Origin of the sequence: Amycolatopsis sp. GM8, from assembly GCF_021653975.1 — a bacterium.
In the GTDB taxonomy this organism is placed as follows: domain Bacteria; phylum Actinomycetota; class Actinomycetes; order Mycobacteriales; family Pseudonocardiaceae; genus Amycolatopsis_E.
In genome coordinates this window covers 407,451-434,235 of the sequence record NZ_JAJKFK010000004.1, presented here as the reverse complement: position 1 = coordinate 434,235, position 26,785 = coordinate 407,451, and the positions used below count along the sequence as shown (strand labels likewise).

26 protein-coding genes are annotated in these 26,785 nt (G+C 71.1%); 16 read left to right on the top strand and 10 right to left on the bottom strand.

The window, feature by feature from the left end; all coding sequences use genetic code 11:
* The 4 genes from LOZ83_RS20585 to mptB all read left to right on the top strand — a co-directional run bounded on the left by LOZ83_RS20585 (position 1) and on the right by mptB (position 5,256).
* Positions 1-1,020, top strand: coding sequence for an ABC transporter permease (locus tag LOZ83_RS20585; protein ID WP_236792484.1), 1,020 nt, complete (start codon positions 1-3; stop codon positions 1,018-1,020).
* The gene (locus tag LOZ83_RS20580) at positions 1,017-1,904 is read left to right on the top strand and encodes an ABC transporter permease (RefSeq protein ID WP_236792483.1); all 888 of its coding nucleotides are present in this window, start codon (positions 1,017-1,019) and stop codon (positions 1,902-1,904) included. Before LOZ83_RS20585 ends, LOZ83_RS20580 begins: the two co-directional genes overlap by 4 nt.
* A complete protein-coding gene (locus tag LOZ83_RS20575; RefSeq protein ID WP_236792481.1) occupies positions 1,901-3,514 on the top strand; it encodes an ABC transporter ATP-binding protein in 1,614 nt (537 codons plus the stop codon). The genes LOZ83_RS20580 and LOZ83_RS20575 overlap by 4 nt, the downstream gene beginning before the upstream one ends.
* A 137-nt stretch (positions 3,515-3,651) precedes the next feature.
* Positions 3,652-5,256 (top strand): polyprenol phosphomannose-dependent alpha 1,6 mannosyltransferase MptB, encoded by a 1,605-nt coding sequence (gene mptB, locus LOZ83_RS20570; RefSeq protein WP_236792480.1) that lies wholly within the window; start codon positions 3,652-3,654, stop codon positions 5,254-5,256.
* Here the strand turns inward: mptB and LOZ83_RS20565 are convergent.
* The 3 genes from LOZ83_RS20565 to LOZ83_RS20555 are packed head-to-tail and all read right to left on the bottom strand — an operon-like array spanning position 5,225 to position 8,392.
* Positions 5,225-5,617, bottom strand: a complete 393-nt coding sequence (locus tag LOZ83_RS20565) for a TIGR03668 family PPOX class F420-dependent oxidoreductase (RefSeq protein WP_236792479.1) — start codon at positions 5,615-5,617, stop codon at positions 5,225-5,227. The genes mptB and LOZ83_RS20565 overlap by 32 nt on opposite strands.
* Positions 5,607-6,482: an LD-carboxypeptidase gene (locus LOZ83_RS20560; RefSeq protein WP_374202679.1), complete on the bottom strand. Its 876-nt coding sequence runs from the start codon at positions 6,480-6,482 to the stop codon at positions 5,607-5,609. The genes LOZ83_RS20565 and LOZ83_RS20560 overlap by 11 nt, the downstream gene beginning before the upstream one ends.
* Entirely contained in the window at positions 6,479-8,392 is a 1,914-nt protein-coding gene (locus LOZ83_RS20555; RefSeq protein ID WP_236792478.1) for a prolyl oligopeptidase family serine peptidase, read from the bottom strand. Before LOZ83_RS20555 ends, LOZ83_RS20560 begins: the two co-directional genes overlap by 4 nt.
* 274 nt (positions 8,393-8,666) lie before the next feature.
* On the opposite strand from LOZ83_RS20555, the gene LOZ83_RS20550 reads away from it, so the two are divergent.
* The 3 genes from LOZ83_RS20550 to LOZ83_RS20540 are packed head-to-tail and all read left to right on the top strand — an operon-like array spanning position 8,667 to position 10,887.
* The gene (locus LOZ83_RS20550; protein WP_236792477.1) at positions 8,667-9,242 is read left to right on the top strand and encodes a DUF3090 domain-containing protein; all 576 of its coding nucleotides are present in this window, start codon (positions 8,667-8,669) and stop codon (positions 9,240-9,242) included.
* Positions 9,243-9,247: 5 nt separating this feature from the next.
* Entirely contained in the window at positions 9,248-10,051 is an 804-nt protein-coding gene (locus LOZ83_RS20545) for an SCO1664 family protein (RefSeq protein WP_236792476.1), read from the top strand.
* Positions 10,036-10,887: an aminoglycoside phosphotransferase family protein gene (locus tag LOZ83_RS20540; RefSeq protein WP_236792475.1), complete on the top strand. Its 852-nt coding sequence runs from the start codon at positions 10,036-10,038 to the stop codon at positions 10,885-10,887. The genes LOZ83_RS20545 and LOZ83_RS20540 overlap by 16 nt, the downstream gene beginning before the upstream one ends.
* Here LOZ83_RS20540 and LOZ83_RS20535 read toward each other — a convergent pair.
* The gene (locus LOZ83_RS20535) at positions 10,884-11,258 is read right to left on the bottom strand and encodes a helix-turn-helix domain-containing protein (RefSeq protein WP_236792474.1); all 375 of its coding nucleotides are present in this window, start codon (positions 11,256-11,258) and stop codon (positions 10,884-10,886) included. The two genes, LOZ83_RS20540 and LOZ83_RS20535, sit on opposite strands and share 4 nt — an antisense overlap.
* A gap of 126 nt (positions 11,259-11,384) precedes the next feature.
* Here LOZ83_RS20535 and LOZ83_RS20530 point away from each other — a divergent pair, with 126 nt between their 5' ends.
* From LOZ83_RS20530 to LOZ83_RS20515, 4 genes are all read left to right on the top strand, one after another.
* Complete coding sequence (locus LOZ83_RS20530) at positions 11,385-12,776, top strand: DHA2 family efflux MFS transporter permease subunit (protein WP_236792472.1); 1,392 nt, start codon at positions 11,385-11,387, stop codon at positions 12,774-12,776.
* Positions 12,777-12,798: 22 nt separating this feature from the next.
* Positions 12,799-13,605, top strand: coding sequence for a DUF3097 domain-containing protein (locus LOZ83_RS20525; protein WP_236792470.1), 807 nt, complete (start codon positions 12,799-12,801; stop codon positions 13,603-13,605).
* A 74-nt stretch (positions 13,606-13,679) separates the two neighbouring features.
* Positions 13,680-14,111, top strand: a complete 432-nt coding sequence (locus LOZ83_RS20520) for an NfeD family protein (protein WP_236793499.1) — start codon at positions 13,680-13,682, stop codon at positions 14,109-14,111.
* A 100-nt stretch (positions 14,112-14,211) separates the two neighbouring features.
* A complete protein-coding gene (locus LOZ83_RS20515; RefSeq protein WP_374202693.1) occupies positions 14,212-15,618 on the top strand; it encodes an SPFH domain-containing protein in 1,407 nt (468 codons plus the stop codon).
* Positions 15,619-15,693: 75 nt separating this feature from the next.
* Here the strand turns inward: LOZ83_RS20515 and LOZ83_RS20510 are convergent, their stop codons facing one another.
* From LOZ83_RS20510 to LOZ83_RS20500, 3 genes are all read right to left on the bottom strand, one after another.
* Positions 15,694-17,037, bottom strand: coding sequence for an MFS transporter (locus LOZ83_RS20510; protein ID WP_236792468.1), 1,344 nt, complete (start codon positions 17,035-17,037; stop codon positions 15,694-15,696).
* A 113-nt stretch (positions 17,038-17,150) separates the two neighbouring features.
* Positions 17,151-17,912: an SGNH/GDSL hydrolase family protein gene (locus LOZ83_RS20505; protein WP_236792467.1), complete on the bottom strand. Its 762-nt coding sequence runs from the start codon at positions 17,910-17,912 to the stop codon at positions 17,151-17,153.
* Positions 17,909-18,433 carry a CGNR zinc finger domain-containing protein gene (locus LOZ83_RS20500; protein ID WP_236792466.1) on the bottom strand — a complete coding sequence of 175 codons (525 nt, stop codon included), beginning with the start codon at positions 18,431-18,433 and terminating at the stop codon, positions 17,909-17,911. The genes LOZ83_RS20505 and LOZ83_RS20500 overlap by 4 nt, the downstream gene beginning before the upstream one ends.
* Positions 18,434-18,625: 192 nt before the next feature.
* Here LOZ83_RS20500 and LOZ83_RS20495 point away from each other — a divergent pair, with 192 nt between their 5' ends.
* The gene (locus LOZ83_RS20495) at positions 18,626-19,465 is read left to right on the top strand and encodes a patatin-like phospholipase family protein (RefSeq protein WP_236792465.1); all 840 of its coding nucleotides are present in this window, start codon (positions 18,626-18,628) and stop codon (positions 19,463-19,465) included.
* On the opposite strand, the gene LOZ83_RS20490 is transcribed toward LOZ83_RS20495, so the two are convergent.
* Both LOZ83_RS20490 and LOZ83_RS20485 read right to left on the bottom strand, forming a co-directional pair.
* Positions 19,466-20,560, bottom strand: a complete 1,095-nt coding sequence (locus LOZ83_RS20490) for a glycosyltransferase (RefSeq protein ID WP_236792464.1) — start codon at positions 20,558-20,560, stop codon at positions 19,466-19,468.
* 14 nt (positions 20,561-20,574) lie between these two features.
* The gene (locus LOZ83_RS20485; protein ID WP_236792463.1) at positions 20,575-21,672 is read right to left on the bottom strand and encodes a tyrosine-type recombinase/integrase; all 1,098 of its coding nucleotides are present in this window, start codon (positions 21,670-21,672) and stop codon (positions 20,575-20,577) included.
* 114 nt (positions 21,673-21,786) lie between these two features.
* Here LOZ83_RS20485 and LOZ83_RS20480 point away from each other — a divergent pair, with 114 nt between their 5' ends.
* Together LOZ83_RS20480 and LOZ83_RS20475 are read left to right on the top strand one after the other, a co-directional pair.
* Complete coding sequence (locus tag LOZ83_RS20480; RefSeq protein WP_236792462.1) at positions 21,787-22,965, top strand: hypothetical protein; 1,179 nt, start codon at positions 21,787-21,789, stop codon at positions 22,963-22,965.
* A gap of 349 nt (positions 22,966-23,314) precedes the next feature.
* Positions 23,315-24,565, top strand: a complete 1,251-nt coding sequence (locus LOZ83_RS20475) for an acyl-CoA dehydrogenase family protein (RefSeq protein WP_236792461.1) — start codon at positions 23,315-23,317, stop codon at positions 24,563-24,565.
* Here the strand turns inward: LOZ83_RS20475 and LOZ83_RS20470 are convergent.
* Positions 24,550-25,437 carry a LysR family transcriptional regulator gene (locus tag LOZ83_RS20470; RefSeq protein ID WP_236792460.1) on the bottom strand — a complete coding sequence of 296 codons (888 nt, stop codon included), beginning with the start codon at positions 25,435-25,437 and terminating at the stop codon, positions 24,550-24,552. The genes LOZ83_RS20475 and LOZ83_RS20470 overlap by 16 nt on opposite strands.
* A gap of 70 nt (positions 25,438-25,507) precedes the next feature.
* Between LOZ83_RS20470 and LOZ83_RS20465 the strand changes: the two genes are divergently transcribed.
* Together LOZ83_RS20465 and LOZ83_RS20460 are read left to right on the top strand one after the other, a co-directional pair.
* Positions 25,508-25,855, top strand: a complete 348-nt coding sequence (locus tag LOZ83_RS20465) for a nuclear transport factor 2 family protein (RefSeq protein ID WP_236792459.1) — start codon at positions 25,508-25,510, stop codon at positions 25,853-25,855.
* Between the two features lie 165 nt (positions 25,856-26,020).
* A complete protein-coding gene (locus tag LOZ83_RS20460; protein ID WP_236792458.1) occupies positions 26,021-26,770 on the top strand; it encodes a putative protein N(5)-glutamine methyltransferase in 750 nt (249 codons plus the stop codon).
* Positions 26,771-26,785: the final 15 nt, after the last annotated feature.

Genomic DNA, 26,785 nt, shown 5'->3' with positions numbered 1-26,785 from the left:
GTGACGGACACGCTCGCCGCCGCCGAGCTGATCGACCCCGACGAGCGTCCGGGGAGAACCGGCACCGCGCGGTTCCTGCTGGGCAAGCTCGGCGGGGCGGTCACCAGCCTGCTGCTCGTCGCCGCGCTGGGTTTCCTGCTGTTCCGCCTGATCCCCGGCGATCCGGTCTCGACGCTGACCAAGGACCGGCCGACCAGCCCCGAGCAGATCGCGGACCTGCGGGCCCGGCTCGGCGTGGACAAGCCGCTGTGGCAGCAGTTCCTGGACTACGTCGGCGGTCTCGCCCGCGGCGACCTCGGCACCTCGTTCGGCTACAACCGGCCGGTCGCGGACCTGATCGCCGAACGGTTCTGGCCGACGCTGCTGCTGGTCGGCACAGCCACGCTGCTGGCGGTCACGATCGGCCTGTGGCTCGGGGTGCGCGCGGCGTGGCGGCGGGGCAGCGCGTTCGACCGCACGCAGACCGGGATCGCGCTGACGCTGTGGTCGGTGCCGCAGTTCTGGCTCGGCCTGCTGCTACTCATCGCGACGCACGGACTGTTCCCCAGCGGTGGCATGCGTTCGCCCGACGCCGGGCCCGGGTTCTTCGCCCAGGCCGGCACGATCGCCTACCACCTGGTGCTGCCGTGCGTGACCCTGCTGGCGGTCCTGTACGCGCAGTACATGCTGGTGATGCGCTCGTCGCTGCTGGGCGAGATGGACGCCGAGTACCTGACGACGGCGCGCGCGAAGGGGCTGCGCGACGACCTGGTGCGCCGCCGGCACGCGGTGCCCAACGCGCTGCTGCCGACGGTCACGCTGGTGTTCCTGCAGTTCGGCATGGTCGTGTCGGGCACGGTCACGGTGGAGACCGTGTTCTCCTGGCCCGGCCTCGGGCTGCTCACCTACGAGGCGTTGCGGGTGCCGGATCTCCCGCTGCTGCAAGGAGTCTTCCTGGTGCTGGCCGGTTCGGTGATCGTGATGAACCTGATCGCCGAGGTGCTCTACCGGGTGCTCGACCCGCGGGTGCGTGCCCGGTGACCGCGGCGATCGTCTGGCAGCGCCGGCGCGCGGCGGCCGCGGGCGTGTGGCGCGAGTTCGCCGCGAACCGCGGGGGACTGGCCGGTCTCGTGATCCTCGCGGTGATCGTGCTGCTCGCCGTGCTGGCGCCGGTGATCACCGACCCGTCCGGCCTCGACGTGACGAACGCGCCGGGCCGCCCGCTCCAGCCACCGAGCGGGCGATTCCCGCTGGGCACCGACATCGACGGCCGCTCGGTGCTGTTGCTGACCCTGTGGGGTGCCAGGGTTTCGCTGCTCGTCGGGTTCGCCGCGACGATCCTGTCGGTGCTGATCGGCACGATCGTCGGCATCGCGGCCGGGCATTTCGGTCGCTGGGTGGCCGGGATCCTGTTGCGGCTCACCGATTTCTTCCTCGTGCTGCCCTCGCTGGTGCTGGCGATCGCGCTGTCCACCGTGCTGCCGCAAGGGATCGCGACGATCATCCTCGCCGTCGGCGTGACGTCCTGGCCCACCACGGCCCGGCTGGTGCGGGCGCAGACGCTGACCATCGAGAGCCGGCCCTACATCGAGCGCGCGAAAGCGCTCGGCGGCGGGCACTTGCACATCGTCGGCAAGCACGTGCTGCCCGGCGTGCTTCCGTTGGTACTGGCCAACACCACGCTCGTGGTCGGCAACTCGATCATCGCCGAGTCGACGCTGTCGTTCCTCGGCCTCGGCGACCCGAGCGCGGTGTCCTGGGGCTCGATGCTGCAGCGCGCGCTGTCCTCGGGTGCGGTGACCGGCGGCGCGTGGTGGTACCTGTTGCCGCCCGGGCTCGCGATCGTGGTGATCGTGCTGTGCTTCACCCTCGTCGGCCGCGCACTGGAGACCGTCGTGAACCCGCGCCTGAAGGGACATTCATGAGTCCCTTGCTGGAACTGAAGAATCTCGGCGTCACCTATCGCACCGGCAGCGGTGAGATCGAGGCCGTTCGCGACGTGCACCTGCGTCTGGAGCCCGGCGACACGCTCGGTGTGGCGGGGGAGTCGGGCTCGGGCAAGTCGACGGTCGCGATGAGCGTGCTGCGGCTGCTGCCGAAGTCCGCGCGCGTGTCCGGCGAGATCCTGCTCGACGGCGAAGATGTGACCACGATGCGCTGGGGCCGGCTGCGCGCCGTGCGCTGGGCCGAGGCGTCGATCGTGTTCCAGGGCGCCATGCACGCGCTCAACCCGGTCCGCCGGATCGGCGCGCAGATCGCCGAGCCGATCCGGCTGCACGCGGAGAAACCGCTGTCCGAAGCCGAAGTCGGCGCACGCGTGGCGGACCTGCTCGACCAGGTGGATCTGCCGGTCGCGCGCGCCGGGGCGTACCCGCACGAGCTGTCGGGCGGGCAGAAACAGCGGGTGATGATCGCGATGGCGCTGGCCTGCCGGCCGCGGCTGATCATCGCCGACGAGCCGACCACCGCGCTGGACGTCATCGTGCAGGCGCAGGTGCTGGACCTGGTGAGCCGCCTGGTCGCCGAGCAGCGGCTCGGGCTGGTCATGATCAGCCACGACCTGTCCGTGCTGGCCGCGACCTGCGCGCGCATTGCCGTGATGTACCAGGGCGAGGTCGTGGAGGAAGGCCCCGGCAAGGAGCTGATGGCCGCGCCGAAGCACGAGCACACCCGCGCGCTCGCGGCCGCGTTCCCGACGGTCGGCGATCCGGTCTCGCGCTTCGCCCCGGCGACGAGCACGCCGCTGCCGCCGGAGCCGGAGACCCCGCCCGCGCCGGACGTGCTGCTCGCGGCGCGGGACCTGCGGGTCAGCTACGGCACCCTGCACGCCGTTGCCGGGGTGGATCTCGAGGTGCGGCGCAACGAGATCGTCGCGCTCGTCGGCCAGTCCGGCTCGGGCAAGACGACCCTGGCCCGCACGCTGCTGGGACTGCAGAAACCGACCTCGGGCCAGGTGCTGTTCGAAGGCACACCGCTGACCGCGCGCGGACTCAAGGCGTACCGCCGCCAGGTGCAGCTCGTGCTGCAGGATCCGGCGAGCGCCCTCAATCCGCGGCACACCGTGTACGAGGCGGTCGCCGAAGGACCGCGCATCCACGGCCTGCCCGGCGACGAACGCCAGATCGTCATCGACGCGCTGGAATCGGCGGAGCTGCGCCCGGCGGAGCGGTTCCTGTCGCGCCTGCCGCACGAGCTGTCCGGCGGGCAGCGGCAGCGCGTCGTGATCGCCGGCGCGCTCGCGCTGCGGCCGAGCGTGCTCGTCGCCGACGAGCCGGTGGCCTCGCTCGACGCGTCGGTCCGCGGCGAGATCCTGGGCCTGCTGCTGCGCCTCCGCCGCGAGCTGGGCCTGGCCGGACTGGTCATCACACACGATCTCGGGCTCGCCTGGAACATCGCCGACCGGGTCGCGGTGATGTACCGCGGGGAGCTGGTGGAGGTGGGCACGGTCGAGGAGGTCCTGCTCACTCCGGCGCACGACTACACAAAGGCTTTACTCGCCGCGTTGCCGGGCGCTACCGAGCCGGCCGAAAAGTAGGCAGAACCGATCAACCGGCAGCTGGCCTACGTTTCGCCGATGGCCGTGACTGTCGGCCGGCTCGGTACCTGACGGCAGAGCCAAACCGCCGCCGCCGCGAATCCGTCCCGGCGCGGTGTGTAATCTCCGAAGGCGAAATGGCGACCACCACTGACCCCGCGCCGGACGTTCCGCTGGCCACCGGGGCGCCCGCCGAGGCGCCCCCGGCAACGTCGCGCGTGCCCTCACGCTTTCCCTATCGCACGATCTCGATGGGGACCATCGGCAGTGTGCTGCTCCTGCTGGGCGCCCTCGGCGCGGGCGGCATCCTGATCCGCGACCCGGTCATCGGCACCGGCCCGCTGTCCTGGCTGCGCTACGGGCACGGCCGGATGCTCGCGAACGCCGTGCTCTACGCCGGGTTCGGGCTCGTGGTCTGGGCGTGGGTGCGGCTGGGCCGGTACATGCTCGCCGGGCGGATCGGCAGCCGTCCGATCCTGATCGCCGCGGCCTGCTGGATGGGCCCGCTGCTGATCTCGCCGCCGCTGTTCACCCGCGACGTCTTCTCCTATCTCGGCCAGGGCGCGCAGCTGCTGCACGGGCTCGACCCGTACGCGCACGGCCCGGCGGAGCTGGAGATCCTGCCCGACATCGTGCAGAACGTGCACCCGGTGTGGCAGACCACGCCGGCCCCCTACGGCCCGCTGTTCCTGTTGGTGGCGAAGGGAATCGTCGCGCTCACCGGCGACAACGTGATCGCCGGGGTGATCGTCACCCGGCTGGTCCTGCTGCTCGGCCTCGGCGCGATGGTGTGGGCCCTGCCGCGGCTGGTGCGCCACCTCGGCGGCAAGCTGCCGATCACGCTGTGGCTCGCCGTGGCCAGCCCGATGACAGTGATCCACCTCGTCGGCGGCCCGCACAACGACCTGATGATGCTCGGCTTCCTCACCGTCGGCGTGCTCGCCGCGCTGGAACGCAAGCACGCGCTCGCCGTCGTGCTGGTCACCCTCGGCATGCTGATCAAGCCGACCGCGGCGGTCGCGCTGCCGTTCCTGGTCTGGGTCTGGGCCAACCACCTGCCCGGCGAGAGCCGGACCCGGAACTTCCTGAAGGCCGGCGCGATCTCGGTCGGGCTCTTCGTGGTCGTGTTCGTGGCCGGCACCTGGGTGTCGCTCGGCTCGTTCAACCTCGGCTGGGTCACCGGCCTGCAGGCGCCGACGCTGGTGACGAACTGGGTGAACTTCCCGACCGGTGTCGGCCAGATCTTCCACACCATGGTGCACCTGGTGATCAACGCGCCGGTGTCCCCGTTCATCACGGTCGCCCGCGACATCGCGTGGGTGGGCCTCGCGGCGTTCGGGGTGTGGCAGTGGTGGAAGGCGCGCTTCGGCGGCAACGACGCGATCTTCCGGATGGCGATGACGCTGCTGGCCACCGCGATCCTCGCGCCGCCGACCCTGCCCTGGTATCTCACCTGGGGTTTCGTGGTCCTCTCGGCGTTCCCGTGGCGTCGCCGGCATCTGGCGATCGTGGTCGGGGTCGCGGTGTTCCTGGTGATGGCCTACTACCCGACGGGCGAGCAGGCCGTCTACGACTGGTGGTACGTCGCGCTGACGATCGCGCTCGGCGTGTACGCCGCCGCGTCGCTGCTGCGCCCGGACCCGCTGGGCCTGATCGGGGCCTGGCGGCGGCAGACCGCGGAACCGGCCTCGGTTGCCGAGGGTGGTGTGGTCACGCCCCCGACCAGCTCCGCCACGACGTGACCGCGGTGCGCACCACCGGACCTTCCGGTGGGCGCTCGCGGTACTGGGAATACTTGGCCCGCAAGGCTTCCACCGCGCCCGGTGACGAGTCGAGGATGCGGGCGACGCCGTCGGCGCGGACCCACCACAGGCGCGCCCAGTCCTCGTCGTAGAAGTCGGCGAGGAAGCTGACCGCCGGGTTGGCGGCGATATTGCGCAGTCGCCGGAGGTCGGTGCCGCGCTTGGGTTTGTGGTCGACCGCGAACACGATCTCGCCGCCGTCGAGTGCGAACGTCACCGGCACCAGATGCGGCACGCCCGCGGCGTCGGCGGTGGCGAGCCGCGCGACGCGGGCGGCGGCGAACCGGGTTTCAGGATCCACAGGTCAGCGTCCGGCCGTCGATGGTGGCGGGCACGCCGAGCGGAATGGTCACCGAGCCGGGCAGATGCCCGAACCCGGCCTCCCACAGCACCGGCACCCCGAGCGGCGCGAGCCGGTCGAGCATCACCGACCGCACCACATCCAGGTCGCCACAACGGGTCCATGAGCCGAGCACGATCCCGGTGACACCCGCGAACCAGCCGCCGCGCAGCAGTTGGGTCAGCATCCGGTCCAGGCGGTACGGGGCCTCGGCGACGTCCTCGAGGATCGCGATCGCACCCGCGGGCGCGCGGTGTTCGGGGGTGCCGACGCCCGCCGCGAGCAGGCTCAGGTTGCCGCCGGTGGTCGTTCCCTCAGCCGTTCCCGGGACCAGCGCTTCCGGTGCGTGGACGACGACCGGTGCCGCCGGGTCGAACAGCACGCGGTGCAGGTGAGCGGATGACCCGTCGTCCCACAGGGAACCGCCGGGCATGGGCGAGAACACCGTCGGCAGGCCGAGCCGCGCCGCGATCGCCTGATGCAGTGCGGTGACGTCGCTGGAGCCGGTGAAGACCTTCGGCCCGGCCGCCCGCAACGCGTCCCAGTCGAGCAGGTCGAGCATCCGCTGCGTGCCGTACCCGCCGCGGGCGGAGATCACCGCGGACACCGCGGGATCCAGCCACGCGGTCTGGAAGTCGGCCGCACGGCGCTCGTCGGTGTCGGCGAGATAGCGGAACACCGGGTGCTGGTTCCCGGCCGACGCGAACCGCTTGACCGTCAGGCCCCAGCCCTCCAGCGCGGCAGTCGCCTGGTCCAGCAGCTCCGGCCGGACCGGACCGGCGGGCGTGACCAGCGCGACCGTGTCCCCGGCGTGCAGGGCGTTCACCGGCGCAGCTCCAGCTTCGGCACGCCCGGGGTGTCGAACCCGAACACCTGGCCGTAGAACGACAGTTCGGCCTCGAGCGCGGCGATGATCGTCTCCGCCTTGCGGAAGCCGTGCTGCTCGCCTTCGAAGGTTAGGTACGCGTGCGGGATTCCCTTGCCGCGCAAGGATTTCACGAACCGGTCGGCCTGGTCCGGAGGGCAGATCTGGTCGTCGAGGCCCTGCAGGAACAGCACCGGCCCGGCGAGTTCGTGCGCGTGGGTGATGGGGGAGCGCTCGGCGTAACGCTGATGGGTCTCGGGCAGTGGCCCGACGAGCCCGTCGAGATAGCGGGACTCGAAGTCGTGGGTTTCGCCGTCCGCACCGGTCCAGCCGGCCAGGTCGAGGATCGGGTACTTGATCGTGCCCGCGCCGAACGTGCGCTCGGTCGTCATGGCGGCGGCGGAGGTGAACCCGCCCGCGCTGCCGCCGCGGATCGCCAGCCGGTCCGGATCGGCGAGCCCCTCGGCGACGAGCGCCCGGGCCACCGTGACGCAGTCGCGGATGTCGACGACGCCCCACTGTTCCCGCAGCCGCTCGCGGTACGCGCGGCCGTACCCGGTGGAGCCGCCGTAGTTGACGGCCACCACCCCGATGCCGCGGCTGGTGAAGTACGCGAAGTTCAGGTCGAGGACCGGGAAGTTGCGGCCGGTCGGCCCGCCGTGGACATGCACGACATACGGCGGCAGTTCCCCGTCCGGCGCCACGAAATCGGCGTTGGCAGGCGGGTAGAGGTAGGCCGGGATCCGCTCGCCGTCCGGGCCGGTGAACACCCGCTCTTCCGGCGTCGGCAGATACGGCGCGGGCGGCGCCTCCGCGCCCGGGGCGATCGTGGTGACCTCGCCGGACGCGAGATTCACTTGCACGACAGCGGTTTCCCGGTCCGCGCCGGACGCGATGCCCGCGACCCCGCCGTCGACCGCGGCGAGCGCCTGCGCCCAGTGCGTCAGCTCCGGCGCGCCACCGGTGACCGTGCCCGCGTGCTCGTCCAGCACGGCGAGCCGCCCCGAGTCGAGGATCGCGTACCGGCCCTCGCCCAGCGGCACGAACCAGCGCGAGCCGTTCTTCCACAGCGCGCCACCGAGTTCCCGCGCCACCGGCGCCAGGTTCGCGGTGGTGCCGTCGAGCGCGATGCGGTGCAGGTTCCACCAGCCGTCCGGGTCGGCGAGCGCGAGCAGGTTCGACGGGGACTCCCATTCCAGCTGGCACACCGAAACCCCGGCGCCGCCGGCGAGTACCCGGTGCGGGCCGAAGGTGCCGTCGAGTCGCACCTCGGCCACGCAGAGTTCCGTTTCGTCCCACGGCATCGCGGGATGGTTCCAGCCGAGCCACGCGGCATGCCGCCCGTCCGGCGACAGCTGTGGTGCGGTCAGGAAATGGTGGCTCGCGGCGAGCGTCCGGATTTCGCTGTACGCGAACGCGACCAGATCGCGGCGGACGTCGGTACGCCGCGGCCCGGTGCTCGTTTCGCGGACCGCCCACACCTCACCGCCGGTGCCGCGGCGGAGGTCGCCGAAGCGGACTCCTTGTGGTGTCGCGGGTTCCGGGGTTACGGGTGAAACGTCGCCGGTGTCCAGGTCGCGGAGGTAGACGCGCTGGTCGTCCCAGTGCGTGAAGTACAGGGACCGGCCGATCACCAGCCAGGGGCGGCCACCGTATTCGTGCAGGCGGTTCCGGGCGTTCCAGGGTGCGGGGAGCATTTCGGTGCCGTCGGCCCGGACCAGCGCGAGCCGCCCGCCCTCGGCCGGTCGCGCTTCCGCCCACCACACCTGGCCGTCGACCACGTCGAGCCACTGCGCACCGCCCCCGGCCGCCGCGGCGTCCGCCGCACTGATCGGTGAGCTCCAGGTCCCATACGGTGAGGTTCGAGGCACCAGCCGCACTCTAGTCGGCAGGCGAGGGTGACCGGCTCCACATCAGCGGCGTGAGCCGCTTTCACCAGGCCGTCACCTTGCACCGCCGCGGGTTCTGAGGTGGTTCCTCGCGAGGACAGCGCCGACGTGGTGTATTGGCATACATGAGGAGGCGATCCCGGAGCGAGGGGCCGCCTCGGGTTCCGCTACCCGCACCGGCAAGCAAGTGACATTCATGTGTTCCTTGGGGCGGCGGATGCCGATCATGGTGTGGTGGCTTAGGGTCGAGGGTGCCATGGCTCGTGTAATCCACGTCTTCCGCCAGCCCGACCGGTTCGTCGCAGGGACCGTCGGGGAGCCAGGAGACCGCACTTTCTACCTGCAGGCGTCCGAGGATGTCCGCACCATCAGCGTCACCATCGAAAAACAGCAGGTCGCGGTGCTCGCCGAGCGTCTCGCCTCGCTGCTGGAGGAGGTGGCCAGCCGGTTCGGCGCCGATGTGCCCGACGAGGTCCCGGACGAGCTGGTCGACGTCGACCCGCTCACCGTGCCGGTCGAGGAGGAGTTCCGCGTCGGCACGATGGGCCTGGGCTGGGACGCCGAAAGCAAAGCCGTCGTGGTCGAGTTGCTCGCGATGACCGAGGGCGAGGTCGACGAGACGGTCGTGCTCGACGACACCGAAGAGGGCCCCGACGCGGTGCGTGTGTTCCTCTCGCCCGCCGCGGCCCGCGCGTTCGCCGAGCGCGCTGACCGGGTCGTCAACGCGGGGCGCAAACCGTGCCCGCTGTGCGGTGAACCGCTCGACCCGGCCGGCCACATCTGCCCGCGGCAGAACGGCTACCGCCGCGAGACCGACCTGGCCGGGGACTAGCGGCCGTGCCCGAATCCCCGAAGCCCACCGATCCCGCCGCGAAACACCTGATCGCCCACGGCAAGCTGGACGTCGAGGGCCGGCTGGTGGACGCGTCCAACGTCACCCTGTACTGCTCGGTCGAGCTCGACGGCATGTGCGCCAACGCCGTGTACAAGCCGGTCAACGGGGAGCGCCCGCTGTGGGACTTCCCGGACGGCACGCTCGCCGGCCGCGAGGTCGCGACCTACCTGCTGTCCGACGCGTCCGGTCTCGGCAGCATCCCGCCGACGGTCCTGCGCGACGGCCCGTTCGGCGTGGGCATGGTGCAGCTGTGGATCGAGACGTCCGAGGAGGAGCTGATCGACGTGCGCGCGCCGGCGGACGTGCCGCCGGACTGGCGCGTCGTGCTGCACGCGCACGACCGGCTCGGCGACCCCGCGGTGCTGACCCACGCCGACCACCCCGGTGTGCGGGACCTCGCGATCCTCGACATCATCGCGAACAACACCGACCGCAAGGGCGGGCACGTGCTCGCCGGCACCGACGGCCGGATCTACGGCGTGGACCACGGCATCTGCCTGCACGTCGAGCCGAAGCTGCGGACCGTGCTGTGGGGCTGGATCGGGGAGCCGCTGCCGGGCGAGGCGGTGGAGAAACTGCGCGCGCTGCCGGAGAAGATCTACGGTTCCCTGGGCGAGGAGCTGGCCACCCACCTGACGGGCCTGGAAATCGAGGCTATCGCGGACCGCGCCGAGGCCCTGCTGGCGGCGGGAGTGTTCCCGGAGCCGGGCGACGACTGGCGCGCCATCCCGTGGCCGCTGTTCTGATCCTCGACGACGAAGCGCGCGCCCGGCTCGTCGACCGGTTCGGTCCCGGAGTCAGCGCCTGGTGCGACGGACTGCCCGATCTCGTCGAGAAGCTGACGCGGCGCTGGGGCCTGAGAATCGAACGGGCCGCCGCCGGAAACACCAGCCGGACCTTGTTGTGCCGCAACGATCACGGCGAGCTGGCGGTGCTGAAACTAACCCCGGAACGCGACATCGCGGCGACCGAAGCGGCCGCCCTGCGCGCCTGGCGGGACTGCCCGCGCGTGGTGGACGTCCTCGACACGGATCTCGACGCGGGCGCGATCCTCCTGGCGGGCGTCGAGCCCGGCACGCCGCTCACCGAACGCGGCTGGACTCACGCCGAGATCGACGCGCTCTTGCCGCAGTTGCACGCCGTCCCGGCGCCCGACGGGTTCCCGACCCTCACCGACCGCGTCACCTTCATGTTCGACCTCGCCGACCGCGCGGCCGAAGGCGTGATCGAACCACGTCTGATGGCGGCATCACGGGCCGCGTCGCTGGAGCTGGCGGCCGACGGCCCGCGCGCGCTCGTGCACGGGGACCTGCACCCAGGCAACGTCCTCGCCGGCTCGGACGGTCTCTACGTCATCGACCCGCGCCCGTGCGTAGGTGACCCTGCCTTCGACGCCGTGGACTGGGTGTTGCGCTCCGACCGCGAGTTCGACGACGCCATCGCCGCGCTGCCGTCGCAACCCGCGGACCGCGTCGCCCGCTGGTGCCGCGCCCTCGCCGTGCTTCTCGCGATCCGCCCGCTGCGCCGCGACGGATCGTCCGACTACGCCGACCGGATGCTCGCGCTCGCCGCGAGTCTCTAACTCTTCACGTCGTACGCGGCACGCGCCTGCGCGATCTCGCCCCGGTGACGTTCGGCCCAGTCGAGCAGGCCCCGCAAGGACGAGTACAGCTCGCGGGCCATCTCGGTCAGCGTGTACTCGACCTTCGGCGGCACCGTTGGATACACGGTGCGGACGAGCAGCCCGTCGCGCTCCAGCTTGCGCAGGGTGAGCGTCAGCATCCGGCGGCTGATGCCGTCGACCGCGCGCTCCAGTTCGGTGAAGCGGATCGGCCCGTCGGCCGCGGCGACGATGATGCCGACGCTCCACTTGCCCGCGACGTGGTCGAGCACCTCGACGATCGGGCAGGCCTCGGCGAGCCTGCTCGCGGTCTCCACCGTGGTCTGGGTCACAGCGCACCTTCCCGAGCTGGACGGTCACATCGATGTGCCGGTGGCACACGAAACTGCCTTCTTCCCCAGCATCGCACAGGCACAGACGATGAGCACTGTTACAGATCGTGTCCTCTTGGAGGTCAGATGCTTGAAACAGGGCTCGGCACCGAACGGCGGCGACGGCTCGCGCTGGCCGTGCTGTGCGCGCAGACGCTGATGATCGTGCTCGACCAGACGATAGTGAACGTCGCGCTCCCGTCGATCCGCGACGATCTCGGCTTCAGCCAGGCCGGGCTCGCCTGGGTGGTCAACGCGTACCTGATCGCGTTCGGCGGGCTGCTGCTGCTCACCGGCCGGCTCGGTGACCTCGCCGGCCGCCGCCGGGTGTTCCTCGCCGGGATGACCCTGTTCACCGTGGCGTCGCTGCTGTGCGGGCTGGCCTGGAACTCCGGGATCCTCATCGCTGCCCGGTTCCTGCAGGGCATCGGCGGCGCGGCCTCGTCCGCGGTGGTGCTGAGCATGATCGTCGGCCTGTTCCCCGAGGCCCGCGCCCGCGCGAAGGCGATCGGCGCGTTCAGCTTCGTGCAGGCCGCGGGCGGGTCGATCGGCAGCGTCGCCGGCGGGGTGCTCACCGAGGCGGTCAGCTGGCACTGGATCTTCCTGATCAACTTGCCGATCGGGATCGTGGCCGGCCTCGCCGCGCTCCGCGTCCTCGACGCGGACAAGGGCCTCGGCCTGCGCGCCGGGGCGGACGTGCTCGGCGCCGCGCTGGTCACCGTCGCCCTCATGCTCGGGGTGTACGCGATCGTCGAAATGGACGGCGCCCGCTCGGTCTTGCTCGGTGCGCTGTCCCTGGTGCTGCTCGCCGCGTTCCTCCTCCGGCAGGCCAGAACGGCGAACCCCTTGCTGCCACTGCGGTTGTTCGCCTCCCGCACGCTTTCCGGCGCGAACGTGGTGCAGCTGCTGCTGGTCTCGGCCGCGTTCGGTTTCCAGTTCCTCGTCGTGCTGTATCTGCGGCAGGTACTCGGCTTCTCCGCCGAACAGACCGGGCTCGCGATGCTCCCGGTGGCCGTCGTGATCGCGGTGGTCTCGCTCGCCGTGTCGGCGCGGGTCACACACCGGTTCGGCGAACGGGCCGTGCTGCTGACCGGTCTCGTCCTGATGGCGGGTGGTCTCGCGCTGCTGGCCCGGATCCCCGTCGACGGGTACTACGTGCTCGACCTGCTGCCCGCGATGCTGGTGCTGGGATTCGGCTTCGGGCTCGCCATGCCGGCGCTGATGGCGCTGGGCATGAGCGACGCGCGGCCCGAGGACACCGGTCTGGCGTCCGGGCTGTTCAACACGACGCAACAGGTCGGTGGCGCGTTGGGGCTGTCCACCCTGGCGGTGCTGGCCGCGACCCGCGGTGGCTCACTGGAAGCGCTTACATCGGGCTACCGCTTGGCGTTCTGGGTCGCGGCCGGACTCGTCGCGACCGGCGCCGTGGTCGCCGTCTTCGTGTTCGCGCCCCGGCGTGGCGGCGCGACCCGGGCGTGAATCCGGCGCTACCGTCGCGATCGTGCGTTCCCATTCGTATAACGACGTGTTCGCCGGGCCGCGTAAGCGGAAGATCCCGGAGGTCACGGCCGAACCCGGCTTGGTGGTCGAGGAACCCGGCAGCGGGTTCTGCGGCGCCGTGGTCCGGCTGGAGTACGGGAACGTCGTGCTGGAGGACCGCCGCGGCAAGCATCGGGTGTTCCCGCTCAGCCGCGCGGGCTTCCTGCTCGACGGCAAACCGGTGACGCTCGTGCCGCCCCAAGCCGTCGCGAAACCGGCCCGCACGATCTCCGCGTCCGGCTCGGTCCGGGTCGAAGGCCTCCGGGCGCGCACCGCCCGCGACTCGCGTATCTGGGTCGAAGGCAAGCACGACGCCGAGCTGGTCGAACGCGTCTGGGGACACGACCTGCGCGTCGAAGGCGTGGTGGTCGAACCGCTCGACGGGGTGGACGTGCTCGCCGGGCGCATCGACGAGTTCGGCACCGGACCGGGGCGGCGGCTCGGTGTCCTGGTCGACCACCTGGTCGCCGGCAGCAAGGAATCGAGGCTGGTCGACGCGATCACCGACGAGCACGTGCTGGTCACCGGTCACCCGTACGTCGACATCTGGCAGGCCGTGAAGCCCGCCGCCGTCGGCATCCGGGAATGGCCCGTCGTGCCACGCGGGCTGCCGTGGAAGGAAGGCATCTGCGCCGCGCTCGGCTGGGGTGAGCCGTGGGAAGGCTGGCAGCGGGTGCTCGGCGCGGTGTCCAGCTTCCGCGACCTGGAGACCCCGCTCATCGGTGCCGTCGAGCGGCTGATCGACTTCGTGACCCTGCCGGAGGACTGAGCCGCTGGTCCGGCCACGGGCCTTTTCGCGTGTTCACTGGCTGCGACCGGTCACGATCTGCCACGATGAGTGCCATGACACCGGCGCTGATCTGGCTGATCGTGGCCATCGCATTGATGGCCGCCGAGGTTCTGTCCGGCGACCTCGTCCTGCTGATGCTCGGCGGCGGTGCGCTCTTCGGCGCCGGGGCCGCGCTGTTCACCGGCAACCCGATCATCGACGTCGTCGTGTTCGCCGTGGCCTCGACTGCGCTGCTGTGGCTCGCCCGCCCGGCGCTCAAACGGCGCTTCCTGCACACGCCCGAGATCAAAATGGGCCCGGAGGCACTCATCGGCACGCACGGTGTCGTACTGTCCACTGTGAACGGTGAGGGCGGCCAGGTGAAGCTCGACGGCGCCGTGTGGTCGGCCCGCAGCGTCGCCGAAGGCCAGCGGATCGAACCGGGCACCCGGGTGACCGTGGTACAGATATCGGGCGCCACGGCCGTGGTCGCCCCGGAAGCATGAACCGAACAACCGCACAACGGGAGAGATCTTGGGTACCGCAGCGATCGTAGTCGTCGTGGTCGTCGCCCTGTTCGTGATCGTCACGATCGCAAAGGCGATCATGGTGGTCCCGCAGGCGCAGTCCGCCGTCATCGAGCGGCTCGGCCGCTTCCGCACCGTGGCGTCGCCGGGGCTGAACTTCCTGATGCCGTTCCTGGACAAGGTGCGCGCCCGGATCGACCTGCGCGAGCAGGTGGTGACCTTCCCGCCGCAGCCGGTGATCACCGAGGACAACCTGACCGTCTCCATCGACACCGTCGTCTACTTCCAGGTGACCGACTCGCGCGCCGCGGTCTACGAGATCTCCAACTACATCGTCGGTGTCGAGCAGCTGACCACCACGACGCTGCGGAACGTGGTCGGTGGCATGACCCTGGAGCAGGCGCTGACCTCGCGCGACCAGATCAACAGCCAGCTGCGCGGCGTGCTGGACGAGGCGACCGGCCGGTGGGGTATCCGGGTCGCCCGGGTCGAGCTGAAGGCCATCGAGCCGCCACCGTCCATTCAGGACTCGATGGAGAAGCAGATGCGTGCCGACCGGGAGAAGCGCGCGATCATTCTCAACGCCGAAGGTCAGCGAGAGGCGTCGATCAAGACGGCCGAAGGGCAGAAACAGTCCCAGATCCTCGCCGCGGAAGGCCAGAAGCAGGCGACGATCATGGCCGCCGAGGCGGACCGGCAGTCGCGGATCCTGCGGGCACAGGGTGAACGGGCCGCGCGCTACCTGCAGGCGCAGGGCCAGGCGAAGGCGATCGAGAAGGTGTTCGCCGCGGTGAAGGCCGGGCGCCCGACCCCGGAAGTGCTGGCGTACCAGTACTTGCAGACGCTGCCGCTGATGGCACAGGGCGACGCGAACAAGGTGTGGCTGCTGCCCAGCGACTACGGCAACGCGCTGCAGCAGTTCGCCCGCGCGTTCGCCAAGCAGGGCGACGACGGCGTGTTCCGCTACGAGCAGCCGGCCGACGACGGCGTCCAGCCACCCACCCTCGACGACGACGAGGTGGCCAGCTGGTTCGACACCTCCACCGACCCGCGGATCGCCGAAGCCGTGCGGGAGGCCGAGAAGGTCGCGCGCCAGGAGGTTCCCGGTCCGCTCGGTACCCCGACGTCCTCGCCGGCGGCCAACATCCTGCGCGGGACGGCGGCACCCACACCGGCCGCCCCGCCGGCCCCGCCCACACCGGCCACGTCGGCACCGGTCCCCGAGCCGGAGCCGGACATCACCCGCCCGGTCGACCCGCCGTCCGCCCAGGCGGCGCCGCCGGTCGCCCCGACACCGCCGCCGCCTCCGGCGCCGCAGCAGCAGCCGCCCGCGCCGCCGCAGGGTGGCCAGCAGTCGGGGCTTCCGTCGCGCCAGCCCGGGCAGCACTACGGCAACCCGCCGATCAGCCCGTACCCGTCGCAGCAGCAGCCCCCGCGGAACCCGGGCCAGCAGAACCCGGGCCAGCAGCAACCGCCGCGTCAGTAAGCGCTTTCACGAAGCCGCCGCCGTGGCCCGTTCTCGCGGGCCACGGCGGCGGCTTTTACTTGGTGTCACCGCATTTCAGCGCGCGTAGGTCGCGTGGTCGCTGATGTCCGAACGCGACCGTTCGACGATGAACGCGCCGCACAGCACGGTGACGATCACGGACAGCACGATGTAGGCCGAGATGGAGAACGGCGTCCCGGTCACGTGCAGCAGCCAGGTCGCCAGCAGCGGCGCGGGCCCGCCGGCGAACACCGAGGCCAGCTGGTAGCCCAGGCCCGCCCCGCCGTAGCGCAGGTGCGTCGGGAAGCTTTCGCCGATGAACGCCGCCTGCGGCCCGTACTGCATGGCGTGCACGACCATCGAGGCGATGATGATCAGGAAGATCGCGACCTGCCCGCCGTCCTGCAGGATGGCGAAGTACGGGAACGCCAGCACCCCGGTCAGTACGGCACCGGTGAGATAGATCGTCTTGCGCCCGTACCGGTCGGACAGTTGCGAGAAGAACGGTATGAGGAACAGTTCCAGCGCCGACGCGACGAGGACAGCGTTGAGCACGAACGTCTTCGAGTAGTGGTGCTCCGCCACGACGTACACCAGGACGTAGCTGGTGAACAGGTAGAACGGCATCTGCTCGCTGAACCGCAGCCCGGCCGAGAGCAGGATCTCGCGCCAGTGGTGCTTGATCGCGTCGCCCACCGGGTTGCGCGAGATCTGCTGTTTCGCCACGGCTTCGGCGAACATCGGCGTCTCGAGGATGCGCAGCCGGATCACCAGGCCGATCCCGACCAGCACGAAGGACAGCAGGAACGGGATGCGCCAGCCCCACGAGTTGAACGCCGAGTCCGACAACAGGAAGGACAGCAGCGTCATGCCGCCGGTGCCGAGCACGAGCCCGAACGGCACCCCGATCTGCGCGAAACTGCCCAGCAGCCCGCGTTTGCGCTGGTCGCCCCATTCCATCGCGAGCAGTACCGACCCGCTCCACTCGCCGCCGATCGCGATGCCCTGGACCAAGCGCAGTGCGACCAGGATCAGCGGTGCGGCGATCCCGATCGTGCCCGCGCCGGGCAGCAGACCGACGAGCGCGGAAGCGATTCCCATGAACAGCAACGTGATCACGAGCGTGACCTTGCGGCCGATCCGGTCACCCCAGTACCCGAAGATCGCCGCGCCGACCGGCCGGGCCGCGAACCCGACCGCGTACGTGGCGAACGACTGCATCGCGCCCGCGTACGTGCTGGACGCGGGGAAGAACAGCTGCGGGAAGATCAGGGCCGCCGCCGTGTTGTACAGGAAGAAGTCGTACCACTCGATCGTCGTCCCGATCGCGCTGGCGACCGCGGCACGGCGGACCTGGGTCCGTTGTTCGGTGGCTTGCTTGTCGATGACCTTGTTCGCTTCGTTGCGTCCCAGAACCATCCTGGCCTCCAGTGACCGGCATCACTCTGCAGGTCACCATTGCCGAGAAACCGCCGGATGTCCAGACCAGGCGGACAATCACTTTCCGCCACGGGGTCCCGGGAAGCGCTTTCTCAGAGCTCGACCGGCGCCAGGACCGGGCGTTTCGCGCTGATCGTGTCGCCGGAGGACTCGCCGCGCAGCCGCCGGCCGAGCCACGGCAGCGCGTGTTCCCGGGCCCAGCGCAGGTTCTCCGCCCGCTCGCGGCGAGGGGGCACGGACGGGCGCGGCCCGAGTGCGGCGGGGGAGAGTTCGTGCGGGACGCCCAGCACGTCGAGCACCGCGATGGCGACTTCGTTGTGCCCCAACGAGTTCAGGTGCAGCCGGTCGGCCGACCACATGCGCCGGTCACGCAGCTGCCGCATCGCCCACAGGTCCACGACGAGAGCGCCGTAGCGGGCCGCGATACCCCGCGCGTGCTCGTTGTAGATCGCGGTACGGCCGCGCATCCGGCGGAACAGCGGGTCCTCGACCCCGTCGACGCCGGTGAACAGCACCACGGTCGCGCCGGTCTCGGCCAGCCGCGCCACGGCCTTGTCGTACTCGTCGATGAGCGCGTCGATGTCGACCTTCGGGCGCATCAGATCGTTGCCGCCGGCGTACAGGGTGACCAGGTCGGGCTCCATCGCGAGCGCCGGGTCGAGCTGCTCCGAGAGCACCTGGCCGAGCAGCCTGCCGCGGATCGCGAGGTTGGCGTAGCGGAAGCCGGGCTCGCGGGCGGCGAACGTCTCGGCGATCCGGTCGGCCCAGCCCCGAACGCCGTTCGGGCGGTTCGGGTCGTTGTCGCCGACACCCTCGGTGAAGGAATCGCCCAAGGCAACTAAGCGCATGCTCATACTGAAAGACTAGCCGCGCGTTGCCGGTGGTCCGCGACGTGCACCCGGGTCGCGCACCGGGTCGAGCAGAACCGCCGCCGCCCGTTGCGGGAGGTGTCGACGAACACGACGCCGCAGCCGTCGTTCGCGCACATCCCGATCCGCGACGGGTCTTCGCACACCAGGTGCGCGAGACCGCCCGCCGTGTACGCCTGGACGCGCAGCGCGGCCCCGGCATGCTCGCTCGCGTAGTGCAGATGCGCGGGTTTGCCGTCGTGCCGGGAGACGTAGGGCTTGCAGGCGGAGTCGGCCAGCAGCCGGTTGACCAGGTCGACCAGGGTGTCGGTGTCCTTCTCCGCGAACACCTGGCGCAGCCGGGGAAGCCAGTCGTTCACCACCGCCGCGTCGTCGTCCGAGAACTCCGCGAAGGTCATGCCCGCGGCCCGGAGCGTCGCCAGCAGCGTGCTCGCCGGCGCGGGCCCGAGGTTCACCAGGGCGGCCGCGACCTGCGCCGCCGGACCGCCGTAAGGGTTGAAGTGCACTGAACCATTACATCATGCTGGCGGCATGCCCGAAACCCGATGCCCGCACTGCGGTTGCCCCCTCGCCGAGTTGTTGCCCGGATCCGTCCACCGGACGGTCGAGGGGAGGGTCGGGTACCGGCGATGCGCGTGCGGGGCCTGGCTCGTGGAGATCAACGGAATAGTCGTCGGAAGCACGAGGTTGTCGAGGGCATGACTCGACGCGCGGTAGTGCTGGGTGGCGGTGGCGTGGCCGGAATCGCCTGGGAGACGGGATATCTGACCGGTTTGGCCGAAGCGGGCCGCTCGATCCTCGACGCCGACCTGTTCCTCGGCACCTCCGCCGGGTCGACCGTCGCCGCGCAGGTCACCAGCGGTGTCCCGCTGCCCGAGCTCTACCAGCGGCAGGTCGACCCGGCCCTGCAGACGCCCGAACTGGCCGCGATCCTGGACGCCGAGGCGATGGGCGCCCTGTTCGGTTCGGCGTACGCGGAGGCGACGAGCCCGCTCGACATGCGCCGCCGGATCGGCGCGCTCGCGCTGGAGGCCCTGACTGTGCCCGAGCCGCAGCGGCGCGAGGTGATCGCCGCCCGTCTGCCGCGCCACACGTGGCCCTCGGTCGACCTGCGTGTGGTGGCCGTCGACGCGCACAGCGGTGAGGAACGGGTCTTCGACCGGGATTCCGGTGTCGGCCTGGTGGACGCGGTGGCGGCCAGCTGTGCCGTGCCGGCCACGTGGCCGCCGGTCGCGATCGGCGAGCGCCGCTACATCGACGGTGGCGTCCGCTCCGCCGAGAACGCCGACCTCGCCGCGGGCAGCGACCGCGTGCTCGTCTTCCAGGTCATGGAGATTCCCGATTCGCCCGACCTCGGTGACCAGCTCGCCGGGCTGCGGGCCGGGGGCGCCCAGGTGACGGTGGTCCGGCCGGACGAGGCCGCGAAGACCGCGCTCGGGCCGAACCTGCTGGATCCCGAAGTGCGCGGCCCCGCGGCGAAGGCCGGGTACGAGCAGGGCCTGCGCGAGGCCACGGACCTGGCCTGGTTCTGGGCCTGATCAAGCGAGACTTTCCAGCAGCGGCACGGTCGCTTCGGGCCCGGGCAGGGCGTTGTTCTCGTCGCGGATCCACGCGGCGGCCTGCCGGCACCCGATCACCTCGGTGACCGCTGCGCGGATGTCCGCGGGGGTGACCGTCGTCGGGTCCAGCGCGAGACCCGCGCCGAGCGCGGCGACCCGGCGGGCATTGTGCGGCTGGTCGGCGCCCATCGGCAGGAGCACCGACGGCACCCCGTGCGCGAGCGCCCCGAGGACGCTCCCGGAGCCGCCGTGTGACACGACGGCCGCGCAGCGCGGCAGCAGTTCCCCTTGCGGCACATACCGTTCGACCCGCACGTGCGGCGGCTGCGGGCCGAACTCGGCCGGGTCCAGCGATGCGCCGACGGTCGCGACGACCTCGTTGGGCAGGTCGCGCAACCCGGTCAGCACTCGCGTGAAGAGGTCGCCGGACTCGGTGTTGAACTCCGTGCCGAGCGTGAAATAGACCGCGTCACCGCCCGACCCGGTCACGGGCTCGTTCGGGCGGAATGAGAAAACGTTGGCGGGCAAGGGAAATCCCGGGTCGCGGAAGCTCGGCGGGAACGGCGCGAACACGAGGTCGCTCGTGAGCATCGCCAGGTCCGGATCGGGTGGCAGGCCGTGCTCCGTGCGCAACTCGTGCAGCGGCTCGGCGACGACGTCCGGCCGCAGGAACCCGCCCGCGGCGAGACAGATCACGGTCGCGCAGGGGATGCCGAGGCGCTCGGTGGCGATCGCGGCGCCGAAGTCCATCTCGTCACGCACCACGACGTCGGGTTTCCACTCGGCAAGGATGCCGAGCAGCGCTTCCGCCTGCGTCCGCGCACCGGTGCGCGCGAAATGCTCCCGCAGATCCCGTTCCTCCCGCCGCGGGTCGAGCGCCAACAGGGGCGAGCGCCCGCCCGGCCGGCTGCGGGGCTTGCTCGTCGCCATCACCGGAAAGCCCGCCGCCTCGACGGACGGCGTCATCCGTCCCGGGCACGCGAAGGCGACGGTGTGCGCGGCGGCCGCCCGCGCGATGGGCAGCAGGGGATGGAAATGCCCGCTGCCGCCGACGAAGGTGAACAGAATCCGCATTCGTCGGAGGCTAGTCAGCCGGAGCGGACCACGCGGAGATGCCGCGCGGGCGCGGTTTCGGGCGCCGGGCCGTTGCCGACGAGGTCGGCCAGCAGTTGCGTGGTCTGCCGGCGACGGCTCCTCCGCACATACAGCAGCGTCGTCGCGGTGCTCTCGTGCCCGGCGAGGTCGGCGAGATCCTCGATGGCGACACCGTTTTCGTAGCCGAGCGTCAGCACCGTGTGCCGCATCGAGTGCGGCACCACGTCACCGGGATCGGCGATGCCGGCTGCCCGGGCGGTGGCGTGGAACAGGTTCCCGAGATCGCGCGACGTGAGCGCGGTACCCGTCCGGGTGGCGAACAGCCATCCCTCCAGGTCACGGACCGGCTTGCCTTCGCGCTCCGCCCGGGCGGCGAGGTAGTCCGCGAGCGCGCGCTCGGCGAAGCCGAGGACGTCCGCGGTCTTGCGATGCCCGCCTTTGTTGATGTAGCGCAGGATCCAGTGCCCCTGGTCCAGTGCGAGGTCGTGGCCGAGCCGGGCGTGCAGGATGGCGCCGGATCGCACTCCGGTGGTGGCCATGATCTCGAGGATCGCGAGGTTCCGGAGCGCGGACTCGGTACCGGGCCGCTCGGCCCTCGCCCGGGCGTGGCCCAGCAGCGCGACCAGTTCTTCGTAGCCCAGCGCGCGGGTCCGGGATTCCTTGGTGCGCTTGTGCCGGGTGACCAGGCGGGCGGGGTTGTCGTCGTGCGCGCGGTTGTCGATCAGCTCGGTGTACCAGGAGCTGACCGCGGCGAGGCGGGCGTTGTAGGTGACCGGGCTGGCCGGGTCGAGCTCGGCGATCCAGTCCTTGACGTCGGCCAGCCGGGCGGCGAGCGGGTCGACACGCTGCCAGTCGCAGTAGGACAGCCACAGCGTCAGCCCGCGCCAGTAGGAGCGGCGGGTCTGGTGGCTGCTCATGCCCTGCAACCAGGAGCGGGTCACCGCGCGGGCGCCGTATCGGTCCGCCGTGTCTTCGCGGGGGAGCGCGGGCAGTTCGGCGACCAGTTCCGCGAGCAGCGTCCGCAACTCCGGCTCGTCCGGCTGTCGAGCGGGCATCGGCCGGGCCTCGTACGGCGCGAGCGCTGAGTCCATGCCGCCGATCCTACACCCGCGATAACCGCGATTATCGCGGTGGATAGCTCTTATGGATTGATGAATATGAATAGCTCATTATCAATCATAAATGGAATGAGATAGACTGTGGATGTGCTGGAGATTCAGAAAGAAACCGCAGGTCAGAGCGCTGGGGTAGTGGGGGAGCGGGTACCGGCGGCGCCGCGGCGGGATGCCGACGGGCGTCGCGAGCCATCGCTCGACCCGGGGGTGTGCGGGTACTGCCGGCGCCACCCGCGACGGGGTCTGGGCGGCCGGGGACGTACGGCTGACTTCTGCGACCAGGTCTGGGCCGTCGACGAAAAGGGACGCGACGTCACCTGCGCCCGCCTCGACGAGGCCGACCAGGTCACGCACGCCGCGTACGGCGGCGCGGTCCCGGGCTTCGACCTCGCGGGTCTGGGCCGCGACATCGGGCGCGCGCTTGCCGAGGTGACCCCACTTCAGCGCAGCCTGATCGCACTGGACAAGCGGCTCGACGACGAGGTCGCGGCGGCTCACGACCGTGCGGAAACGGCCGAGCACGCCCGCGAGGAAGCCGAAACCCGGGCGACCGCGGCCGAGGTGCGAGCGGAGGCGGCCCGCGCCGCCGCCGACGAAGCCGCCGACCGTGCCGAGCACGCCGACGCTCGCGCCGCTGAGGCCGAGCGTCGAGCCGCCGCCGACCGGCAGCAGGCCCAGCAGGCCCACGCCGACCGCATCGCCGCGCTCGGCAAGGCCGAGGCCTTGCAGGAGCAGATCGAGCGGCGTACCGAGGCCGCCGAGCGTGCCGCCGAGCGGATCGAGGAACTGACCGCCCACGTGTCCGCCCGCACCGGCGAAGCCGAGGCAGCGCACGCCCGCGCCCGCGATGTGGAGAACGATCTGCGCGAACTGTCGGAGCGCCACATGAGCGAGGTCGTCCAGCTACGCGACCGCCACGACCAGGCGCTCACCGACCTCCGGGCCCGCGACCACGACGACCGTGAGCGGCTGCGCGCCCAGTTGCAGGTCGAACACGATCAGCGGCTCACCGACCTCCGGCGCGAGCACGAAGCGGCGCTCGCCGCCGCCCGCCAGGAGACCGCCGATCTCGCCGGCGCCCAGGTCCGCGCGGAGACCACCGCGGACGCGGCCCGAGCGAACGCCACCGAGGCCGCCCGCGAGCGGGACTCCGTCTCGGCCCGGATGGCCGCGCTGCGCGAAGGCGTCCTCACCGCGCTCGCCGGGCCGCTCTCGGATCTGCCGGACCGGCTGCACACCCTCCTCGACACACCTCGATCCGGCGGCTGAGCGCACCGGCTCTCAAGACAAGATCAGATGTGGCCCCGGTTCCGGGGTCGCGGCAGCTCCCATCCTGTGGCTGAGGGCGACGAAATCCAGGTCCGGCTCGGAAAGGTCGAGCATTCGCGCGGAGGCGCCGCCAGCGCGCCGCGCGCCGACCCGGTCGAGTTGTTGTTGAGCACGACGATTTGGCCAGCCCGTTTCCGAGCTCGGGACCGAGGTGCGGCAGGGTTCGCTCTCCATTGACTCTTCAGTGCATGAAGACTGCCCCGAAGTCCTCCGGAAGTGTCGAAGAGTGACGTGGCGAGCCTTCTGTACGGAATGCTACATACATAGATTCCGTCGATGAAGGTGAAACATGAGTTCTGCGACCGCATCTGTTACCGAGCCGGCCTCGGTGGCTCCGTCCTGGACCGAGCCGCCGGCGACGCTCGACGAAGCGCTGGGCCGGGCCAAGGCCCTTCGGCCGTGGATCGCTTCACGCGGCGCCGAGTACGACGCGACCGGAGCCGATCCGGCCGACATCATGGCCGCGCTGTCCGCCTCGGGAGTGCAGGCGATCAACGTGCCGGCCGAGTACGGCGGCCTGCTGACCCAGTGGCAGTGGGGCGGGGTCGCCCCCTTCATCGAAGCGTGGCACGAGATCGCGGCGGGGGACGGGTCGGTCGGCCAGATGTGGGGGACCGGTGCCTTCCTCAGCCGGGTCCTGCTGCGAGAAGAAGGACTGCCGGAGGAGACCCGTGCCCAGCTGGCGCACGAGATCCTGCACGAGGGTCGCAGGCTGGCGAATGTCTTCTCGGAGCGCGGTACGGCCACCCCGACCGTGGCCAGGCGCGTTGCGGGCGGCATCGTCGTCGACGGCACGAAGACGTTCGGAACCAACACCGCGGGAGGCGGGCGCGACCTGGCCAACGTTTCCGTGGGCTTGATCGACGATGACGATCCGACCCGGATCACTCCGCGGGTGGCCCTGATCCGCCTGGACGCACCGGGCGTCGAGCCCGCTGGCGACTGGAACAACATGGGGCAGCGCGCGACCAACAGCCAGACGATCCACTTCCGGAACACGTTCGTACCGGACGGCTGGCACTACGAGGCGGGGGCGCCCCACCCCGCGTACCTCGTCACCGCCATGTTCGGCAACGCCAGCCTGCTGCAGGGCATCGGCGCCGGTGCCCTCGACGCCGCAGTGGAATACCTGCGCGGAATCGACCGGGCGAGTATGCCGATGTTCGAGTCGGCGGCCACCGACCCGGTCATGCACCGGCGCATCGGTGAGATGGCGGCCCGGCTCACCGCGGCTCGCGAATTCACCCTCTCGGTCGCCCGGCGCCTGGACGCGGACCCGGAAACGCTCGACTTCCCGGAACTCCTCGTCACCGCCGTCCAGACCGACATCGTCGCGACTCAGGCGGCCCTGCAGGTGACCGCCGATTTGTTCGATCTCACCGGGGCCCGCAGCACAGCGGCTTCGCACGGCCTGGATCGCTTCTGGCGTAATGCCCGGACTTCCGGATCGCACCATCCGCGGGAGGCCACCAGCGCCTTCGTCGGCTCGGTGGTGCTCAACCAGACCCTGCCGCCGCTGACCGACTACATCAAGTTCTGACCGAGGTGGCGCCGCGCGAGATCGAGTAGTACGCGCGCGGCCGGGCTCGCCGGCCCGTCCGCGCGCCAGGCGAAGACGAGCTGCCCGCGCAGCCGGGGCTTGACGATGGTCAGCGGATGCAGGCCTTCCTGGCTGCGGGCAACGGAATCCGGCAGCATCGCGACGCCGAGCCCGCGCGCGGCGAGCTGCGCCAGGGTGAGCGGGTGGCTCGCCTCGAACGCGATCGCCGGGGCGAACCCCGCCTTCGCGAACGCGGTGTCCACATGCGACCGGATGCCGGACCCCACCGGCAGGCAGATCAGCGGGTGCTCGCGCAGCCCGGCGAGCGTGATCTCCTTGTGCCGCGCCAATTCGTGGTCCACCGCGACCGCGGCGGTGATCGCCTCGTCGGCGACCACGACATGGTCCAGACCGGCCGGGGGAGTAGGGCCGAGCGAGATGATCGCCGCGTCGAGCCGCCCGTCGCGCAGCGCGGTGGCCAGGTCTTCGGAGTCGCCCTCGTCGAGCGTGATCTCCACGGCCGGATGATCGCGGTGGAACCGCGCCAGCAGCCCGGGCAGATCGACGTTGTGGGAGGTCACCATGCCCACCGCGACATGCCCGCGCAGCAAGCCGGTCAGCTCGCCCACGGCGAGGCGCGCACCGGCGACGGCCGCGAGCGCGGCGCGGGCGTACGGCAGGACCGCGGACCCGACCTCGGTCAGCCGCACCGACCGTCCGGTCCGGTCGAGGAGGTCCTGCCCGAGCTCTCGTTCCAGCCGCCGGATCTGGGCGCTGACCCCGGGCTGGGCCACGTGCACCTGCTCGGCCGCGCGCGTGAAGCTGCCTTCCTCGGCCACCGCCACGAAGTACTCGAGCTGCCGCAGTTCCATAACCAATGATTCTAGCTGGCAGCACAACTAGGTCTTGGACTTATGGGCTGTCCGGTCGCAAGCTGGAGCCATGACCGCATACGAACCCGAAGACCTGGCCCGCCTCTTCGTCGAGCGGGCGAACGCCGCCGACGCGAAGGGACTCGCCGAGCTGTACGCGCCCGACGCCGTCCTCGCCTTCCCGCCCGGCTCGACCACGGTCGGCCGCGAGGCGATCCTCGCCGTGTTCGAGCGGATGCTCGAACAGCCACCGCGGTTCGAAGAGGAGGAACCCCTGCCGACGCTGCGCTACGGCGACCTTGCGCTGACTTCGACCCGCCCGGCCGACGGCACCGGCGGCCGCGTGCAGGTGGCGCGCCGCCAGCCCGACGGCACGTGGCTGCGCATCATGGACCGCCCGGAGACCAAGGGCGCGTAGGCTCCGCCGTCTCTAAGGACTGCCCCGCCCGGTGCGCGACCGCGGGACGCGGCTAATGTTGGTTTCGCATTGGAGGAACGAGGAGGTGAGCCCCATTTTCGCTGGTCTCAGCCGGGCGCTCCCGACTCTCCCGAGCTAGGGGAGCGCCGTCACGAAAGGCGTTCCATGTCTGATGTCGTCACCACCCTGCGCAACGCGGGTTGTGTCTTCGCCGAGGACGAAGCGGCACTGCTGCTCGCCGCCACGACGGATCTCACCGAACTCGCCGCCCTTGTCGCGCGCAGGGTCGCGGGCGAGCCGCTGGAGTACGTGCTCGGCTGGGCGGAGTTCCGCGGGCTGCGGATCGCGGTCGAACCCGGGGTCTTCGTCCCGCGCCGCCGCACGGAGTTCCTTGTGCGGCAAGCGATCCGGGTGACTGCCCCGCGAGCGGTCGTCGTCGACCTGTGCTGCGGGTCGGGCGCACTCGGCACCGCGCTGGCCGCGGCGGTACCGGTCGACCTGTATGCCGCCGACGTGGACCCCGCGGCGGTGCGCTGCGCCCGGCGGAACGTGCCCGGCGAGGTGTTCGAAGGCGACCTGTTCGCGCCGCTGCCGCACCGGCTGCGGGGAAGAGTGAACATCCTGCTCGCGAACGTGCCATACGTTCCGCGCGAAGCGATCGCGACCCTGCCGCCCGAGGCCCGCCTGCACGAGCCACCGGTCGCGCTCGACGGCGGCGCCGACGGCCTCGACGTGCTCCGCCGGGTCGCACAAGAGGCTCCGCGGTGGTTGGCCGCCGGTGGGCACGTGTTCGTCGAGACGAGCGACCGCCAGGCGGAGACCGCGATGGCGACCTTCAGCGCCGCGGGCCTGACCGCACAGGTGCACACATCGGAGGACGACGCGGCCACCGTCGTCCAGGGGACCTCAGCCTGAAATCAGTGCTCCTGC

What these genes read in the sequence shown, in the direction of transcription:
- LOZ83_RS20575 (WP_236792481.1), top strand. Translation starts at nt 1,901, where the DNA reads ATGAGTCCCTTGCTGGAACTGAAGAATCTCGGCGTCACCTATCGCACC.
- mptB (WP_236792480.1), top strand. Translation starts at nt 3,652, where the DNA reads ATGGCGACCACCACTGACCCCGCGCCGGACGTTCCGCTGGCCACCGGG.
- LOZ83_RS20550 (WP_236792477.1), top strand. Translation starts at nt 8,667, where the DNA reads ATGGCTCGTGTAATCCACGTCTTCCGCCAGCCCGACCGGTTCGTCGCA.
- LOZ83_RS20530 (WP_236792472.1), top strand. Translation starts at nt 11,385, where the DNA reads ATGCTTGAAACAGGGCTCGGCACCGAACGGCGGCGACGGCTCGCGCTG.
- LOZ83_RS20520 (WP_236793499.1), top strand. Translation starts at nt 13,680, where the DNA reads ATGACACCGGCGCTGATCTGGCTGATCGTGGCCATCGCATTGATGGCC.
- LOZ83_RS20515 (WP_374202693.1), top strand. Translation starts at nt 14,212, where the DNA reads ATGGTGGTCCCGCAGGCGCAGTCCGCCGTCATCGAGCGGCTCGGCCGC.
- LOZ83_RS20510 (WP_236792468.1), bottom strand. Translation starts at nt 17,037, where the DNA reads ATGGTTCTGGGACGCAACGAAGCGAACAAGGTCATCGACAAGCAAGCC.
- LOZ83_RS20505 (WP_236792467.1), bottom strand. Translation starts at nt 17,912, where the DNA reads ATGAGCATGCGCTTAGTTGCCTTGGGCGATTCCTTCACCGAGGGTGTC.
- LOZ83_RS20495 (WP_236792465.1), top strand. Translation starts at nt 18,626, where the DNA reads ATGACTCGACGCGCGGTAGTGCTGGGTGGCGGTGGCGTGGCCGGAATC.
- LOZ83_RS20490 (WP_236792464.1), bottom strand. Translation starts at nt 20,560, where the DNA reads ATGCGGATTCTGTTCACCTTCGTCGGCGGCAGCGGGCATTTCCATCCC.
- LOZ83_RS20485 (WP_236792463.1), bottom strand. Translation starts at nt 21,672, where the DNA reads ATGGACTCAGCGCTCGCGCCGTACGAGGCCCGGCCGATGCCCGCTCGA.
- LOZ83_RS20475 (WP_236792461.1), top strand. Translation starts at nt 23,315, where the DNA reads ATGAGTTCTGCGACCGCATCTGTTACCGAGCCGGCCTCGGTGGCTCCG.
- LOZ83_RS20470 (WP_236792460.1), bottom strand. Translation starts at nt 25,437, where the DNA reads ATGGAACTGCGGCAGCTCGAGTACTTCGTGGCGGTGGCCGAGGAAGGC.
- LOZ83_RS20465 (WP_236792459.1), top strand. Translation starts at nt 25,508, where the DNA reads ATGACCGCATACGAACCCGAAGACCTGGCCCGCCTCTTCGTCGAGCGG.
- LOZ83_RS20460 (WP_236792458.1), top strand. Translation starts at nt 26,021, where the DNA reads ATGTCTGATGTCGTCACCACCCTGCGCAACGCGGGTTGTGTCTTCGCC.